Source organism: Serinicoccus shuyuelongi, from assembly GCF_045032955.1.
In the GTDB taxonomy this organism is placed as follows: domain Bacteria; phylum Actinomycetota; class Actinomycetes; order Actinomycetales; family Dermatophilaceae; genus Ornithinicoccus.
On sequence record NZ_JBJFZU010000002.1, the window covers coordinates 887,600 to 905,326 of the forward strand.

Annotated in this window: 9 protein-coding genes; 4 read left to right on the forward strand and 5 right to left on the reverse strand. The window is 72.1% G+C overall.

All coding sequences use genetic code 11. From position 1 onward, the window contains the following. Positions 1-22 precede the first annotated feature (22 nt). The gene (locus ACI3EY_RS04470; protein ID WP_405039532.1) at positions 23-1,051 is read left to right on the forward strand and encodes a co-chaperone YbbN; all 1,029 of its coding nucleotides are present in this window, start codon (positions 23-25) and stop codon (positions 1,049-1,051) included. On the opposite strand, the gene glgB is transcribed toward ACI3EY_RS04470, so the two are convergent. Genes glgB through ACI3EY_RS04495 form a run of 5 tightly spaced genes read right to left on the reverse strand, consistent with a single transcriptional unit; the run spans position 1,048 to position 14,593 of the window. Beyond that, the gene (gene glgB, locus ACI3EY_RS04475) at positions 1,048-6,960 is read right to left on the reverse strand and encodes a 1,4-alpha-glucan branching protein GlgB (RefSeq protein ID WP_405039533.1); all 5,913 of its coding nucleotides are present in this window, start codon (positions 6,958-6,960) and stop codon (positions 1,048-1,050) included. The two genes, ACI3EY_RS04470 and glgB, sit on opposite strands and share 4 nt — an antisense overlap. Beyond that, positions 6,957-8,708: a maltose alpha-D-glucosyltransferase gene (gene treS, locus ACI3EY_RS04480; protein ID WP_405035936.1), complete on the reverse strand. Its 1,752-nt coding sequence runs from the start codon at positions 8,706-8,708 to the stop codon at positions 6,957-6,959. Before treS ends, glgB begins: the two co-directional genes overlap by 4 nt. Positions 8,709-8,719: 11 nt before the next feature. After that, entirely contained in the window at positions 8,720-10,819 is a 2,100-nt protein-coding gene (locus tag ACI3EY_RS04485; protein WP_405039534.1) for a maltotransferase domain-containing protein, read from the reverse strand. A 10-nt stretch (positions 10,820-10,829) separates the two neighbouring features. Then, positions 10,830-13,028, reverse strand: coding sequence for a glycogen debranching protein GlgX (gene glgX, locus ACI3EY_RS04490; RefSeq protein WP_405039535.1), 2,199 nt, complete (start codon positions 13,026-13,028; stop codon positions 10,830-10,832). After that, positions 13,025-14,593: a polysaccharide pyruvyl transferase family protein gene (locus ACI3EY_RS04495; RefSeq protein ID WP_405039536.1), complete on the reverse strand. Its 1,569-nt coding sequence runs from the start codon at positions 14,591-14,593 to the stop codon at positions 13,025-13,027. Before ACI3EY_RS04495 ends, glgX begins: the two co-directional genes overlap by 4 nt. A gap of 221 nt (positions 14,594-14,814) precedes the next feature. On the opposite strand from ACI3EY_RS04495, the gene ACI3EY_RS04500 reads away from it, so the two are divergent. The 3 genes from ACI3EY_RS04500 to ACI3EY_RS04510 are packed head-to-tail and all read left to right on the forward strand — an operon-like array spanning position 14,815 to position 17,672. Next, positions 14,815-16,218 (forward strand): glycosyltransferase family 2 protein, encoded by a 1,404-nt coding sequence (locus ACI3EY_RS04500; RefSeq protein ID WP_405039537.1) that lies wholly within the window; start codon positions 14,815-14,817, stop codon positions 16,216-16,218. Positions 16,219-16,260: 42 nt separating this feature from the next. Next, positions 16,261-16,875, forward strand: coding sequence for a hypothetical protein (locus ACI3EY_RS04505; protein ID WP_405039538.1), 615 nt, complete (start codon positions 16,261-16,263; stop codon positions 16,873-16,875). Then, positions 16,872-17,672, forward strand: coding sequence for an enoyl-CoA hydratase/isomerase family protein (locus tag ACI3EY_RS04510; protein ID WP_405039539.1), 801 nt, complete (start codon positions 16,872-16,874; stop codon positions 17,670-17,672). Before ACI3EY_RS04505 ends, ACI3EY_RS04510 begins: the two co-directional genes overlap by 4 nt. Positions 17,673-17,727: the final 55 nt, after the last annotated feature.

The following is a 17,727-nucleotide window of genomic DNA, read 5'->3' on the forward strand; positions in this document are numbered from 1 at the left end:
TCGAGCGCCTAGGCTGGGACGCATGACTCAGCAGCCGTTCTCCTCCGCCGCCCTGCGCGGCGCCGTCGACCTGTCCGCACTCTCCGGCCGCGCCGGCTCGGCGCCGGGCGCACCCGGCGCCGGCGGCTCAGGCGGTCCGGCGAGGTCCGGAGGAACTGCCCCGACCGAGGGCGGGACCGGTGGGGTCGCCGGGCGCAGCGGCGCCCTGGTGCAGGCGAGCGACGCGACCTTCGAGTCGGTGCTCAACGCCAGCGCCACCGCTCCGCTGGTGCTGGTGCTGTGGACCCCGCAGCTGCCCGAGTCGGTGCAGCACCTGCGCGAGCTGGTGGAGGCCGCGCGCACCCACCAGGGCCGCTTCCAGGTGGTCGGCGTCGACATCGCCGAGAACCCCGGCATCATGCAGGCGATCAGCCCGGTGCTGCAGCAGGTCTTCGGCCAGGTGTCGTCGCTGCCGGTCGTGATGGGGCTGCTCAGCGGGCAGCCGATGCCGTTCTACCTCGGTGTGCAGCCGATGGAGCAGGTGGACCAGCTGCTGGAGAAGTTCCTGGAGGCCGCGGTCGCCAACGGTGTCACCGGGCGGGTGGACCTCGGGGACGAGGTCCCCGCCGAGGGGCAGGGCGAGTCCGAGGACGAGGAGCTGCCCCCGCTGCACCAGGTCGCCTACGACGCCATCGAGCAGGGTGACTGGGCCGCCGCGATCTCCGCCTACGAGCAGGCCCTGGCGCAGGACGCCGGCGACGAGCAGGCCCGTCTCGGGCTCGGGCAGGTGCGCCTGCTGGAACGGACCAGCGGCATGGACCTCACCGCGGTGCGGCAGGCCGCCGCCGACCGGCCGCAGGACGTGCAGGCCCAGATCGACGCGGCCGACCTGGACGTCGCCGGTGGGCACGTCGAGGACGGCTTCGGCCGCCTCGTCGAGCTGGTCCGGCGCACCAGCGCGGAGGACCGGGACGCCGCCCGCACCCACCTGCTCGGCCTGTTCGAGGTCGTCGGGCTGCAGGACCCGCGCGTCACCCAGGCCCGGCGGGCCCTGATGAGCGCCCTCTACTAGGCGTTCAGCGCGGCGTCCACCACCTGCTGGGCCTCGGCCTGCACCCGCGCCAGGTGGTCGGTGCCGAGGAAGCTCTCGGCGTAGATCTTGTAGACGTCCTCGGTGCCCGAGGGGCGGGCCGCGAACCAGGCGTTCTCGGTGACCACCTTGAGGCCGCCGATCGCGGCGTCGTTGCCCGGGGCCCGGGTGAGCACCGCGAGGATCGGCTCGCCGGCCAGCTCGGTCGCGGTGACGTCGGACGCCGACAGGCTCTTGAGGCGCGCCTTCTGCTCCCGTCCGGCCGGGGCGTCGACCCGGGCGTAGGCGGGTGTCGTCCCGCCGCCGATGTCGGCGACCAGCTGGGCATACCGCTGCGAGGGGGTCCGGCCGGTGGTGGCGATCATCTCGGCCGCCAGCAGCGCCAGGATGATGCCGTCCTTGTCGGTGGACCAGACCGAGCCGTCCCGGCACAGGAACGAGGCGCCCGCGGACTCCTCACCACCGAAGGCGATGGAGCCGTCCAGCAGCCCGGGGACGAACCACTTGAACCCGACCGGGACCTCGACCAGCTCCCGGCCCAGCGCGTCGGCGACCCGGTCGATCATCGAGGAGCTGACCAGGGTCTTACCGATGGCTGTGCCCTGCGGCCACCCGGGTCGGGCGCCGCCGTAGAGGTAGTCGATGGCGACCGCCAGGTAGTGGTTGGGGTTGAGCAGGCCACCGTCCGGGGTCACGATGCCGTGCCGGTCGGCGTCCGCGTCGTTGCCGGTGGCGACGTCGAACCGGTCACCGCCCTCGTCCTGCATGATCCCGATCAGCGAGGCCATCGCGTCCGCCGAGGAGCAGTCCATCCGGATCTTGCCGTCCCGGTCCAGGGTCATGAACGACCACGCCGGGTCCACGTCGGGGTTGACCACCGTCAGGTCCAGACCGTGCTCGGTGGCGATCGCGCCCCAGTAGTCCACCGCCGCGCCGCCGAGCGGGTCGGCGCCGATCCTGACCCCGGCCTCGCGGATGGCGTCCAGGTCGACGACCCGGGGGAGGGCACGGACGTACTCGCCCATGAAGTCGTAGGCCACGACCTGCGCACGGGCCTGCTCGAAGGGCACCCGTCGCACGCCCGCCAGATCGGCGCGCAGCAGCTCGTTGGCGCGGTCCGCGATCCATCCGGTGGCGTCCGCGTCGGCCGGCCCGCCGTGCGGCGGGTTGTACTTGAAGCCGCCGTCCCGGGGCGGGTTGTGCGACGGGGTCACCACGATGCCGTCGGCGTCGCCGACCGCGCCGGGGGTCTCCCGGTTGTGCGCCAGGATCGCCCTGGAGACGGCCGGCGTGGGGGTGTACCCGTCGTCGCTGTCGACCTGGACGTCGACGCCGTTCGCGACGAGCACCTCCAGCGCGCTGCGCCAGGCCGGCCCGGACAGCGCGTGCGTGTCCCTTCCGAGGTAGAGCGGCCCGTCCGTGCCCTGGGTGGCGCGGTAGTCGCAGATCGCCTGCGTGGTGGCCAGGATGTGGTGCTCGTTGAAGGCACCGTCCAGCGAGCTGCCCCGGTGCCCGGAGGTCCCGAAGGCGACCTGCTGGTCGAGGTCGGCCGGGTCCGGCACGATCTCCGTGTAGGCCGCCAGCAGCGCCTCGACGTCCACCAGGTCCTCGGGGCGGGCCGGCTGGCCGGCCCGCGGGTGGCGGCCCGGGGAGGCCTGCTGCTCTGTGCTCGCCCCCTCGGCCGTGGCCTCGGACCCGAGGTCGGACTCGTGGTCGGTCTCGGGGTCGGGGACCAGCCAGACGGCCCCCATCGGGGGCACCGTCACCAGCGCCGAGAACGGCTGTCGCTGGTGCGGGTTGTCGACCGCCTCCACCGAGCCCAGGTTGCCGACCCCGGAGCCGCCGTAGACCTCGGCGTCGGTGTTCAGCACCTCGCGCCAGCGCCCCCCGTAGGGCAGGCCCACGTGCACCTGGTGGTGCGGCACCCCGCTGAAGTTGACCAGCACCGCGACCGCGGGGCGCAGTCCGTCGCTGCCCTCGTTGCCCCAGCGCAGGAAGGAGTAGAGGTTGCGGTCGGCGTCGTTGGCGTCCAGCCAGGCGAAGCCGTCCTCGTGGTGGTCGATCTGCCAGAGCGCCGGCAGGTCGGTGTAGAGCCGGTTCAGGTCCCGCACCAGGGTCTGCACCCCGGCGTGCTCGGGCTGCTCGGTGAGCTCCCAGCTGAGGGTGCCGGCGTCGGCCCACTCGCCGATCTGGGCGAACTCGCTGCCCATGAAGAGCAGCTGCTTGCCGGGGTGGCTCCACTGGAAGCCGAGGAACGCCCGGGTGGTGGCGAATCGCTGCCAGGCGTCGCCGACCATCTTGCGGACCAGCGACCCCTTGCCGTGCACCACCTCGTCGTGGCTGATCGGCAGGATGTACTTCTCGCTGTAGGCGTAGACCAGCGAGAAGGTGAGGGCGTGGTGCTGGTGCGCCCGGGTGAACGGGGTCTGCGCCAGGTAGTCGAGCGTGTCGTGCATCCAGCCCATGTTCCACTTGAAGCCGAAGCCGAGCCCGTCCTCGCTGGTGGGCGCGGTGACGCCTGGCCAGGAGGTGGACTCCTCGGCGATCATCACCACCCCCGGCGAGCGACGGTATGCCGTCGCGTTGGTCTCCTGGAGCAGCTCGACCGCCTCCAGGTTCTCCCGGCCGCCGTGCCGGTTGGGGATCCACTGGCCGGCCTCGCGCGAGTAGTCGAGGTAGAGCATCGAGGCCACGCCGTCGACCCGCAGCCCGTCGGCGTGGAACTCCTCCAGCCAGTAGGTGGCGTTGGCGACCAGGAAGTTGCGGACCTGCGGCCGGCCGAAGTCGAAGATGTAGGAGCCCCACTCCGGGTGCCAGCCCTTGCGCGGGTCCGGGTGCTCGTAGATGGGGGTGCCGTCGAAGCGGGCCAGCGCCCACGGGTCGGTGGCGAAGTGGCCGGGGACCCAGTCCAGGATGACCCCGACCCCGGCCCGGTGCAGCCGGTCGATCAGCCGGCGCAGCCCGTCCTCGTGACCGTACCTGCTGTCCGCGGCGTAGTAGCTGGTGACGTGGTAGCCCCAGGACCCGCCGTAGGGGTGCTGCATCACCGGCATGAACTCCACGTGCGTGAAGCCCATCTCGCTGACGTAGGCGACGAGCTCCTCGGCGAGCCGGTCGTAGTCCTGCCCCTGCCGCCAGCTGCCCAGGTGCACCTCGTAGATGCTCATCGGGCCGTGGTGGATGTCGCCGGCGGCGCGCGCCGCCATCCACTCCTGGTCCTGCCACCGGTGCGTGCTCACGGTCACCACGGAGTTGTTGAAGGGCGGGACCTCCGAGGCCCGCGCCATCGGGTCCGCCTTCGCGCGTCGCACCCCGTCCGGACCGGTGACGTCGTACTTGTAGTGGGCACCCTCGCGCACCCCCGGCACGAAGAGCTCCCACACCCCTACCGAGTCGTGCGCGCGCAGCGCGTGGGTGGCGCCGTTCCAGCCGTTGAAGTCGCCGATCACGTGCACGGCGGTGGCGTGCGGGGCCCAGACCGCGAAGCGGGTGCCGGTCACCTCGCCCAGCTCGTCGCGGACGCTCATCACGTGCGAGCCGAGGGTCCGCCACAGCTCCTCGTGACGCCCCTCCCCGATGAGGTGCAGGTCCGTCTGACCCAGGCTCGGGCCGTGCCGGTAGGCCTCGTCGACCAGCTGCGCGCCGGCCGGGGTCGAGACCTTGAGCCGGTATGCCGGGACGCTCGCGGCCGGGATCACGGCCACCCAGAGACCACTGGTCTCGTGCGTCATCGGGACGCTGCGGCCGTCCGGGAGGACGACCTCGACGGCCCGTGCCTCCGGCTGCAGGGTGCGGACGGTCACGTGGCCCTCGTGGACGTGCGCACCGAGCAGCGCGTGCGGGTTGCGGTGCACGCCGTGCACGACGTCGGTGGCCTCGTCCAGGTCCAGCGGCAGGGTGTGCGGTGCGGGGGGTGAGGTCGGCTGCTCCACGGGCCGACGGGTCCCGGGGCCTCCCGCGGCCGAGCCGGGGCTGCGCAGCTCGGGGGAGTCGCTGGCCTGCTCCCATGCGCGGGCGCGCATCACCTCCGGGTCGCCCTGGACCGCCCCGGACCAGCCGCTCGCGGATCGGTGACCGGGCGAGCCGGGCTCGACGACCTCGTCGACGCCGCTACGGGGGGTGAGGGGGACCAGGCCGATCGTCATCTCGACCGGCGGCGGGACCGGCGCGTGCGGCACGCCGCCGCTGGCCGGGGGCAGGGTCTGCGCGGACGCCGGCGGGTGGGAGAGCGGGTCGTCGTGCCGCTCCACCTCGATCTGCGAGGAGCCGTAGTCCGTCGAGTCCTCGCTGTCGGTGACCTCGGCGTCAGGGGCGGAGGAGACGTCGAGGGTGGAGTCGGCGGGGGAGGAGACGTCCGCGGAGCCGCGGGCCGGTGCGTCGGTGCCCGGGACCACGGCGGCGTCGGACGGGGGTGGGGCCTGCTCGCCCTGGTGCGCGGTGGGCTCCTCGCTCGGGCCCTGCTGCTCGTCGTCGCTGTCGCGGTGGCTCATCTCGGTCTCCTCTGAGGGGGTGCGCCCGGAGGGCGTGATGCCGGCGAGGCGCTCCACGGCGGCGACCGGGATCGGCACCCAGTCGGGGCGGTTGGCCGCCTCGTAGCTGACCTCGTAGAGCGCCTTGTCCAGCTCGAGCGCGTCCAGCACGGGCCGCAGCGGGGCCAGGTCCTCCCCTGACTCCTGGGCGTAGCCGTCGAGGAAGGCCTGCCGGGCGTCGGCCGCCCAGGCCGAGCGGTCGCCGCCGCCGGACAGCAGCACCGAGGCGGCGGCGTAGTCGAAGGAGCGCAGCATCCCGGCGAGGTCGCGCAGCGCGAGGTCGGGCTCGGAGCGCTCGGCCAGCGGGCGCAGCGGCTCTCCCTCGAAGTCCAGCAGCACCCAACCCCGCTCCGGCGTGTCCAGCACCTGGCCCAGGTGGTAGTCGCCGTGAACCCGCTGCAGCGCGGGCAGGTCGTTCTCCTCGAGCCCGGCCATCACCGCCAGGACCGCGTCCCGGTGGCGGGCCAGCCCGGGCACGTCGCGGAAGGCCTGCTCGGCACGCTGCTGCATCTGCTCCCGCAGGACGGGCAGGTGGTCGGCCGCGGGCTGCTGGTCGAAGGCGCTCCGCAGGGCGTCGTGCACCTGCGCGGTGGCGGCTCCCAGGGTGCGCGCCGGCCCGGTGAAGTCCCGCTCGTCCTGGGCGGCGGTCAGGGCGCGGCGCCAGGCGTCCTCGGTGTCGGTGAGGAACTCCTGGGCGAAGGCGAGGTGTCCGGTGACGAGCTCCTGGCCCCCGTCGGAGCCGGTCTCGGTCCAGTCCCCGAGCACGTGGCCCAGCGGGGTGGGCACCTGGCGGGAGCCGGCCGCCGCGATCGCCGACTGCACCACGACGTCCGGGTTCTCCCCGGCCTGCAGCACCCGGAAGATCTTGATGATCACCGGGGGGCCGCCGCGGTGCACCTCCACGATGACGGAGGTGTTGGACTGCTCGCCGCGCAGCACCCGGGAGGAGGCCAGGGCGGGGGCCTCGGGGTCCGGGGTGAGGCGGTGCCCACGCGCGGAGGGGACATGCTGCTCGGCGTACATCGCCTGGAGCAGGGTCTGCGCCAGGACCGGGTCGTGCGCGCCGTCGTAGACGTAGCGGGTGCCCAGCTCGCTGTGCTCGGCGGTGGTGACGAGCGCGTGCTCCAGGAAGGGCACCGGCTGCTCACGGTAGGTCAGCGGCACCTGGTAGACGACCGGCTTCGGTCCGGAGGTGTCCCGGACCAGGTGGACCTCCATCCCGACCTCGCCGAAGGGGTCCTCCCAGCGGATGCCGCCGACCCGCTCCAGGACCGGTGTCCGGCCCTTGCCCCGGTACCAGCGCTGGCCGGCGACCCAGCGCGGCAGCACCTCGGCGAGGCTCGGGGTGAGGGTGGCGCTCATGGGGTCTCCGTCGGCGTGCGCGCGGTGGGTGCCTCGGCAGGGGCCTGCCGCGGGGTGAGGCCCAGCCAGAAGAAGTCCCGGGAGCCGAAGGTGAGGGTGACGGTGCCGTCGTCGGCGACGTCGGGGAAGTTGTGACCACCGAAGAGGTCGCGGACGTCCGCCCCGTGCAGCCGCTCCGGCAGCCGGATGGTGGCGGCCTGCGGGCGCGAGGACAGGTTGCTCACGCACAGCACCGCCGGGTGGCCGTCGCGTTCGGTGTCGTCGTCCTCCGGCAGCGCCCGGGCGTAGGCCAGCACCGCCTCGTTGTCCGTCCCGCAGGGCAGGTACTCGCCGAGCCCGAAGACCTCGTGCTGGGCGCGGACCTGGAGCATGCCGCGCATCCAGTGCAGCAGCGAGGACCCGCTGGCCATCTGGGCCTCGACGTTCACCCCGTTGTAGTGGTAGACCAGCGAGCCCACCACCGGCAGGTAGAGCTTGCCCGGGTCGGCGGTGGAGAAGCCGGCGTTGCGGTCCGGGGTCCACTGCATCGGGGTGCGCACCGCGTCGCGGTCGGTGAGCCAGATGTTGTCGCCCATCCCGATCTCGTCGCCGTAGTACAGGCACGGGCTGCCGGGCAGCGAGAGCAGCAGCGCGTTGATCAGCTCGATCTCCTCGCGGGAGTTGTCCAGCAGCGGCGCCAGCCGGCGCCGGATGCCCACGTTGGCGCGCATCCGGGGATCGGGGGCGTACCAGCCGTACATCGCCGAGCGCTCCTCGCCGGAGACCATCTCCAGGGTCAGCTCGTCGTGGTTGCGCAGGAAGGTGCCCCACTGGGTGCCCGGCGGGATGGCCGGGGTCTGCTCCATCACCCGGACGATGGGCTCCGCCTTCTGCTCGCGCAGCGCGTAGTAGAGCCGCGGCATCACCGGGAAGTGGAAGCACATGTGGCACTCCGGCGCCTCGGGGGTGCCGTAGTAGTCGACGACCTCCTCGGGCATCTGGTTCGCCTCGGCCAGCAGCACCCGACCTGGGTACTCCTCGTCCACCATCGCCCGCAGCGAGGCGAGGAACTCGTGCGTCCGCGGCAGGTTCTCGCAGTTGGTGCCCTCCTCCTCGAAGAGGTAGGGCACGGCGTCCAGCCGGAAGCCGTCGATGCCCAGGTCCATCCAGAACCGGACCACGTCGAACATCGCCTCGGTCACCGCCGGGTTCTCGAAGTTGAGGTCCGGCTGGTGGGAGAAGAAGCGGTGCCAGAAGAACTGCCGGCGGACCGGGTCGAAGGTCCAGTTGCTGGTCTCGGTGTCGACGAAGATGATCCGCGCGTCGGCATACAGCTCGTCGGTGTCGGACCACACGTAGAAGTCGCCGTACGGGCCCTCGGGGTCGGAGCGGGAGGCCTGGAACCACGGGTGCTGGTCGCTGGTGTGGTTCATGACCAGGTCGGTGATGATCCGGATGCCCCGGGCGTGCGCCTGGCTGATCAGCTCGCGGAAGTCCGGCAGGGTCCCGAACTCGGGCAGCACCGCGGTGTAGTCCGCGACGTCGTACCCGCCGTCGCGCAGCGGGGAGGCGTAGAACGGGGGGATCCACAGGCAGTCGACCCCCAGCCACTGCAGGTAGTCGAGCCGGTTCATCAGCCCGGAGAAGTCGCCGGAACCGGACCCCGTGGAGTCGTCGAAGGCCCGGACGAGCACCTCGTAGAAGACCGCCTTGCGGAACCAGTCAGGGTCGTTCGCCAGCCCCGGCTGGTGCAGGTTGAGCCCGCGCATCGTGCTCCTTCTCAGGTGGTCGTGACGTGGATGATGTGGACCGGCTCGTGACCGTACCCGGGGCCGAGCTCGACGTAGGGCTCAGCGTCCCACCCCCAGCGCGCGTCGGTGACCAGGTCGTGCGCCCGGAAGCGCTCGCCCCAGCCCAGGCCGAGGGCGGGCATCGACAGGTGCAGCCGGCTGCCGCGCACGGTGTAGGGGTCGAGGTTGGCGACCACCAGCACGGTGTCCTGCGCGGAGCCGTCGCCGGCTCCGCCGCCACGCTTGGAGAAGACCAGCAGGTTCTCGTCCTCGGCGGCGTGGAAGGTGATGTTGCGCAGCCAGTGCAGGCTCGGGTGCTCGGCCCGGACCCGGTTGAGCATGGTCAGCCAGCCGGTCAGGTCGTGCCGGCCCTCGACCTCCTCGCCCCAGCGCCGGTCCTTGAACTCGTACTTCTCGTTGTCGACGTGCTCCTCTGCGCCCGGCCGTGGCACGTCCTCGACGTGCTCGAAGCCGGTGTAGATGCCGTAGGTGGGCACCAGGGTGGCCGCCAGCGCGGAGCGGACCAGGTGCGCGCTCAGGCCGCCGTTGCTCATGTACGGGGTCAGGATGTCGTGCGTCGTGGGCCAGAACGAGGGGCGCATGTAGGGCGCCGTCTCGGTCGCGAGCTCGGTCACGTACTCGCGCAGCTCGGCGGCGGTGCTGCGCCAGGCGTAGTAGGTGTAGGACTGCTGGAACCCGACCTTGGCCAGGGTGCGCATCATCATCGGCTTCGTGAAGGCCTCGGACAGCCAGATCACCTCGGGGTGGTCGACCGCCACGTCGGCGATCAGCCACTGCCAGAACTGCACCGGCTTGGTATGCGGGTTGTCGACCCGGAAGATCTTCACCCCGTGGTCGATCCACACCTGCACCACGCGCCGGACCTGCGCGTGGGCCTGGTCCGGGGCGTTGTCGAAGTTGAGCGGGTAGATGTCCTGGTACTTCTTCGGCGGGTTCTCCGCGTAGGCGATGGTGCCGTCCGCGCGGGTGGTGAAGAACTCGGGGTGCTCGGTGGCCCAGGGGTGGTCCGGCGAGGCCTGCAGGGCGATGTCCAGGGCGACCTCCAGCCCCAGCCCCTCGGCGCGGGCCACGAAGGCGTCGAAGTCGTCGAAGTCACCCAGGTCCGGGTGCAGCGCGTCGTGCCCGCCGGCCGGTGAGCCGATCGCGTACGGCGAGCCGGGGTCGTGCTCCTGCGCCACGAGGCTGTTGTTGCGCCCCTTGCGGTTGGTGGTCCCGATCGGGTGCACCGGGGTCAGGTAGACCACGTCGAAGCCCATCTCGGCGATCGCCGGCAGCCGCTCCTGGGCGGTCTCGAAGGTGCCGCTGGTCCACAGCCCGGTGTCCGGGTCCTGGACGGCGCCCTCGGAGCGGGGGAAGATCTCGTACCAGGCACCGGTCAGCGCCAGCGGCCGCTCCACCCACCAGGTGTAGCTGGGGCTGGCGCTGACCATGTCCCGCAGCGGCGTCCGGTCCAGCACCTGCTGCACCTGCTCGGACAGACCCGCCTCGAGGCGCTCCTCGGCGGGCAGCGCGCTGGCACGCAGGGTGGCGATGGCCTGCTCCAGGGTGCCGGTGCCGCCCCGGTCGTCGGCGCTCGCCACCAGTCCGTCCAGCGCCCGCTCCAGGACGCGCGCGCCCTCCTCGAGCATCAGCTCCACGTCGACCCCGGCGCGGACCTTGATGGTGCCGTCGTGGACCCAGGTGGCGTAGGGGTCGGACCAGCCCTCGACCCGGAAGTGCCAGAGCCCGGCACGGGGGGCGGAGATCTCCGCCCGCCAGTGCGACAGACCGGGGTTGTCGCAGGTCATCGGCACGTGCAGCTCCGCCCCGTCGGGGTCGACGAGCACGGCGGTGGCGTTGACCGCGTCGTGGCCCTCCCGGAAGACGGTGGCGCTCAGGGTGAAGAGCTCGTCGACGACGGACTTGGTGGGTCGCCGACCACCGTCGACGACGGGCTCGACGTCGAGGACGGGGATCCGGCCCAGCGGCTCCTGGCCGAGCGCGGAGAGCGCCCACCGGTCGATCGCCCCGGGGGCCGGGGCCACGCTGGTGCTGGAGGACGGTGGCGGCGTGCTCGGGTGATCGGTCACCGCGCCAACGCTACCCGGGTTCCGCGTCGGAAACCACGGGCCGTGCCGCGGTCGAGCCGACGAGCACGGTGAAGCTGGTCGCCCCCAGCGTGAGCCCGTCACCGGGACCCGGCGTCGCGCTCGCGACCGGGGCGTCCTCGCTGGTGAAACGCCGTGCCCAGGTACCGACCCCGGCCACCGTGGGCAGCGTCACCACCGTGCGGTCCGGGCCCGCGTGCAGCAGCAGCGCCACGGCCTCGCGTCGGTCCGGGTCGTCGTGGTGCACGGTGTCCAGGACGGCGACCAGGGTGCGGCGGGCCGGGTCGTGCCAGTGGTGCTCCTCGAGGGTGTCGCCCTCCTCGTCGAACCAGCGCAGCCGGGTGTACCCGGGGGTGGCCTCGTGGGTGGGGAAGCCCGGCGTCCGCAGCAGGGCCAGCTCCCGGCGCAGGGCGACCAGGTCCCTGGTGTCGGCCAGCAGGTCCCGCTGCCACGGCTCCAGGTCGGCGCCCCAGGCGAGCCAGGTGGTCTCACCGTCCTGGCAGTAGGCGTTGTTGTTGCCACCCTGCGTGCGCCCGGACTCGTCTCCGGCGAGCAGCATCGGCACCCCCGAGGACAGCAGCAGGGTGGCCAGCAGGTTGCGGACGGAACGGTGCCGGTGCGCCTGCACGGCCGGGTCCTCGCTCGGGCCCTCGACACCGTGGTTCCAGGAGCGGTTGTCGCCGTGGCCGTCCCGGTTGTCCTCGCCGTTCGCCTCGTTGTGCTTCTGCTCGTAGGCGGTCAGGTCGGCCAGGGTGAAGCCGTCGTGCGCGGTGACCAGGTTGACCGAGGCGATCGGGCCACGGTGCTGGGAACCGAAGAGGTCGGCGGAGCCCGCCAGCCGGGTCGCCAGCTCCCGCACCCCGTGGCCGGTCCCGCCCTCCAGCTGCCGGCCGACGTCGGCCAGCCAGAACGTGCGGACCGCGTCGCGGTACCGGTCGTTCCACTCCGAGAAGGGCGCCGGGAACTGTCCGGTGCGCCAGCCCTGGTGGCCGACGTCCCACGGCTCGGCGACCAGCTTGACCCGGGACAGCACCGGGTCGCTCTGCAGCGCGACCAGGAAGGCGTGGTCCTCCCGGTAGGCGGAGTCGTGACCACGGGCCAGCGCGGGGGCGAGGTCGAACCGGAAGCCGTCCACGTGGAACTCCTCCACCCAGAGCCGCAGGGAGTCCAGGACCATCCTGATGACCTGCGGCTCGCGCACGTCGACGGTGTTGCCGCAGCCGGTGACGTCGATGTCCCGCCCGTGGTCGTCCAGGCGGTAGTAGGTGCGGCTGTCCAGGCCGCGGAACGAGAGGGTGGCGCCGTCCTCGGCGGACTGCTCGGCGGTGTGGTTGTAGACGACGTCCAGGATGACCTCGATCCCAGCCCGGTGCAGGGCACGCACGGCGCCCTTGAGCTCGTCGACCACGGCCTGGCTGTCCGCGGGGTCGGCGGCGGCATACCCGGCGTGCGGGGCGAAGTAGCCCAGCGTGTTGTACCCCCAGTAGTTGCTCAGGCCGCGCTCCACCAGGGCCGGCTCGGAGGTGAAGGCGTGCACCGGCAGCAGCTCCAGGGTGGTGACGCCCAGGTCGGTGAGGTGGCCGACCACGGCGGGGTGGCCGAGCGCCGCGTAGGTCCCGCGCAGCTCCTCGGGGACGTCGGGATGGCGCATGGTCAGGCCCCGGACGTGCGCCTCGTAGACGACGGTCTCGGTCCAGGGCACCAGAGGGAGCTGGTCCTGGCCCCAGTCGAAGGCGTCGTGGTCGACCACCACCGAGCGTGGGACGTGGCGGGCGGAGTCCCGGGTGTCCCGGGTCTGCGGGTGTGCGTGACCTGCCTCGTCGACCAGGTGGCCGTAGACCTCCGGGGCATAGCTCACCTCCCCGGCGACGCCGTGCGCGTAGGGGTCGAGCAGCAGCTTGTCCGGGTTGTGCCGGTGCCCGTCCTCGGGCTCCCAGGGGCCGTGCACCCGAAGCCCGTAGCGGGTGCCGGGGACCAGCTCGGGCACCAGGTCCCACCAGATGCCGTGCGCGGTGCGGCGCAGCGGGATGCGGCGCTCGTGGGCGTCGTCGCTCTCGCCGTCGAACAGGCATACCTCGACGGCGGTGGCGTGCTTGGCCAGCACCGCCAGCTGCGCCCCGGCGTCGGTGCGGGTGATGCCCAGCGGGGGCGGACGGTCCAGGCCGGGACGCGGCGGGATCAGGGCGGTCACAGCTCGGGGAAGGCGGAGAGCAGGCTCTCCTCGTCGAAGCGCGACGTGGGGACAGTGGCGCGGGCCGCCGACCGCAGCAGGGCATCCGCCTCGACGGACCCTGTCGGCACGTCCAACTCACGGACCAGGTCGCGGTCGAGGGTGGTGAAGAAGTCCTCGAACTTGAAGGAGTCACCGTGCAGCAGCTTGTCTCCGACACGCAACCAGGACCACGGGACGTCGTAGGCCTGAGCCACCACGAGTCCGTGCAGCGAGGAGGAGATGCAGGCACGGGCAGAGGTGATCTGGTCGATGACGATCTCGGGGCCCTGCTGCACGTCGACGACCGCGATCTCCTCGGGCAGGGAGGGGGAGACCATCCCCCGGTGCATGTAGTGCGGGACCAGGGCGATCCGGCCCTGCGTGTGGGCGGAGACCTGCGGCTCGTAGTACCGCGGCAGCAGCAGGGCTGGGTCACCATAGACCTCCGGTACCTCCCACCCGAGCTTGTCCCGGAGCTCGGTCCGGGTGAGCGACCCGCGGACCGCGTGGATGCTCCGCGGGCGCCGCGGTGCGAGATCCTCGACCTTCGAGCGGCTGAGCGTCCCGATCACCCCGGACCCCCACACCCGCGCACCGGGGCGCTGGAGGTGGGCGGCGACGGAGCCGACGGTGAACAGCCCGGGGTCCTCGGAGCGGAAGGCGCGCACGTTGATCGCGGACCGTCCACTGATGCCCTCGACCAGCATCGGCCCGAGCACGTCACCGAAGTTGGCCTTCACGTCCCACCAATGGGCCGGGACGAGTCCGACATCCTCCGGACGGGGACCGGCGTCCAGGAACAGCCGGAACCGGTCCAGCAGCTGGGCCAAGTGCTCCACCACGATCGTCGCGTCGGGACCCGGCCGCTGTCCAGACTCTGCGACGACGTGCAGCTGGTCTCCGTGTTCGCTGATCATTCGCGCCCGGTTGACCAGCACGTTGCGCAGGAAGCGCTGGCTGCTGCGGTCCCGGCCGAGCACCGACAACCGCCAGCCGGAGCCGTGGGCATCCATGACGACCGTGACCTCGAGGCCGGGGAAGAGGGTGTCGAAGCTCGCCCTCATGGTGGTGGGGAAGTAGTACGCGGGATCACCGGCGCCGAGCGCCCCGGACCGACGTACCTGGGCGCAGACGGCGGGGACGAGCTCAGCCAGCGGTGCACCGCAGGTCCGCTGGTCCACCCCGGTGACGCTCTCCCTTGGTGTGACCAGCGGTCGGCCCGTCGCGCGCTTGAGGGTGAGATGCCCTGCCCTGGTGCGGTACAGCGCGAGGTCCCCCCACCGGTGCGGGAGGTCGGGCGACTCCTCCACCCGGAGGCGGGTCACGTGGCGGTCGCGGCCGGCGACGAGGCTGAGGGAGATGTCGAACAGGCCGGGTTGGAGCCGCTCAAGGGTGGCGGCCGGGATGACGCCGCTCACCGTGGTCCCCTCGGGCCCCGTGCCTTCCCGGCGTACATCGAAACCGATCAGGGACCATCCACCGCGCTGGCGCAACTCACCGATGAGGTGCGGGCCGGGGCGACGCCCCTTCACCAGGGCGGTCACCTGGATGCCCCCTGCCGGTGCCCACCGAAGATCGGTCGCTGTCGCCTGCACTCCGGCGGGTCGAGAACCCGCGTCCCGACGTGTCGACAGGGATGGCCGTCGCGACATCAGACGACCGAGCTGTGACATTCTGATCAGGTCTCCTGGTGCACGAGGGCCGGGGGCTGAATGCTAGCTCAGGGCTTCGTGGCCCCACGGTGCGACGCTCGAGGAGGGTGAAGATGGGGCACACCCCGGCAGGGACGGAGAAGGTGCGGGTCTCGGTCGTGGTCCCGGTGTACAACGCCATGCCCTACCTCAAGGGTCTGCTGCTCTCCCTCGTGGACCAGGACCTGCCCGTTGACCAGTACGAGGTCATCGCCGTCGACGACGGGTCGACGGACGCCGGCCCCGCCCTGCTGGACGACGCGGCGCGGACGCACCCGCAGCTCCGGGTCGTCCACCAGGAGAACAGCGGGTGGCCGGGCATACCCCGCAACCGGGGTCTGGACCTGGCGCGGGGGACCTACGTCTTCTTCGCCGACGCCGACGACGAGATGGGGTCGGAGGCGCTGAGGCGCATGGTGGACTTCGCGGACGAGCACGGTAGCGACGTGCTGGTGCCCAAGATGGTGGGCAGGGGAGGGCGGTGGGTGCGCGCCTCGATGTATGCCAGCACCCAGGTCGACGCCGACCTGGAAACCGTGTTCCAGACGCTCACCCCCCAGAAGATGTTCCGGCGCTCGATGCTGCTGGAGCACGAGATCCGCTTCCCGGAGGAGAAGGTCCGGCTCGAGGACGGCATGGTGCTGGCCCACGCCTATCTCAAGGCGCGTCGCGTGTCGCTCTACGCCGACTACGACTGCTACTACCTGACGGCCCGCGACGACGGTGGCAACATCAGCGGCCAGCGCTTCGACCCGGAGGGCTACACCTGGTCCATCGCCGAGGTGAGTCGCATCGTCAGCGAGAACGATCCCGACCCGGCACGGGCGGGCCGCATCATCCTGGATCTGTACCGGCGGAAGTGTCTCAAGTTCTACGAGCCGGCACGGTGGTCGCGGATGCCGCCCGCGCGGCGCACGGCCTTCGTCCGGGCCCACCAGGAGTTCATCGACCGGTGGATCCCGCCGGAGCTGGAGGCGACGCTGGAGCAGAGGAGCCGCGAGGTCTCGGCTCTGGTCCGGGCCGGGGACGAAGAAGGTCTGCTGGCCTCGGCTCAGGCCCGGCTCGAGGAGCCACTGAGCGGCGCCCTGCTGGTGGGAGGACGCTGGGTGTTCAGGGGTGGGTTGGAGCTGACGCTGGAGATCCACGGGGGGCGGGTAGGTGGGACGGCGAGGCCCTTGGTGCTCGAGATTCGCCGCCGCGACGGCGACGTGGTGGACACGGTCGCGTTGCCGGACGGTGTACCGGTGGCCCAGGAGCTGGGGCGCAGCGGAGTGTCACGGCGGACCGTGGTTCTCCAGTCGGCCCTCTTCCGTTCCGACGATCAGCAGGTGCTCGACCTCAGGGTGTTCGTCGAGGGTGCGGTGGAACGAGCCCGGGTGGCAGCTCCGCTGGTCTCGGTCCTTCCGGCGGCGCACCGGGGGGTGCGTCCCTACGTCACGGTGCAGGGGAACCTCAGTATCGAGGTCCTACCGGGGTGACGCCGGCTGGGCCGGTGATGGGAGAGCCGTTACGTTGGGGGTATGAGTGATCCCACCTCGCTGCCCAACTTCCCGCCGCCGCCCGAGGAGCGCCCGCTGACCGGCCGGGTGCTCGACGCCCTGCAGGACCTGCAGATGACGCCGAACCTGGACAAGGCGGGCGACGTCGCCTTCGAGGCCAACGGCCAGAAGTTGTTCGTCAAGGTCATCGGCGGCGAGCAGTTCGACATCATGCGGGTGTTCGGCCAGTGGCAGATCGCCAGCTCCGTCCCGGACGAGCTGCTGACCCGGCTGAACGGCTGCAACGACGTCACCCTCGGCGTGAACCTCGTCAAGGCCGGCATCGCGAACGGCAACCTGGTGCTCGCGGTGGAGCAGATCATCGCCCGCACCGAGCAGCCCAAGCCGAAGCTGCAGGTCGCCACCGGCCTGCTGCTGCAGGCGCTGCAGCTGTGGCACCGCAACGTCGTGGCCAAGTCCCGTGTCGAGCAGGGCCTGCCGCCCGAGCTGCCGGAGGGTGCCCCCGAGGGCACCGAGGTCGGCCCGTGGCTGTCGATCGGTCCGCAGGGTCAGCAGTCTCAGCAGGGCGACACCGGCACCGACACCGGCACCGACACCGGCGAGCAGGGTGGGGGCTCCCAGGGCGGTCCGGCGTGAGCCGCACCGTCCCGACCGCGTGCGAGCACGTCCGGGTCGAGGTCGACGCGGGCATCGCCACCATCCGGGTCGACCGCCCGTCGATGAACCCGCTGTCGACTGCGGTGCAGGACGCCCTCGGTGAGGCCGCCGGCATCGTCTCCGCGGACGACGAGGTCGCCGCGGTCATCCTCTACGGCGGCGAGAAGGTCTTCGCCGCCGGGGCGGACATCAAGGAGATGCAGGGGATGAGCTACACCGAGATGGTGCAGCGAGCCCCGGTGATCCAGGAGTGCTTCTCCCGGGTGGCCCGCATCCCGAAGCCGGTGGTCGCCGCCATCGAGGGGTATGCGCTGGGCGCCGGCAACGAGCTGGCGCTGTGCGCCGACTTCCGGGTCGCCGCCTCGGACGCGCGGCTGGGACAGCCGGAGATCCTGCTCGGGGTCATCCCGGGCGCCGGCGGCAGCCAGCGGCTGGCCCGCCTGGTCGGCGTCTCGGCCGCCAAGGACCTCGTCTACACCGGTCGGATGGTGGACGCTCAGGAGGCGCTGACCCTCGGGCTGGTCGACCGCGTCGCCGAGCCGGGCCAGGCGTATGCCGTCGCCCGCGAGATGGTCGGTCGCTACGTGGGCGGACCCGCGTTCGCGCTGCGGGCCGCCAAGGAGGCCATCGACCGCGGCCTCGACGGTGACCTGGAGACCGGGTTGGCGATCGAGGCGATGCAGTTCGCCGGGGTCTTCGCCACCGAGGACCGGAAGGTGGGGATGGCCTCCTTCGTGCAGGACGGCCCTGGGAAGGCGCGCTTCACCGGCCGCTGACCCCCTCGTCCTTCTCCGAACGAGCGTCGGGTGTGGTTGCTGGCGCAACCACACC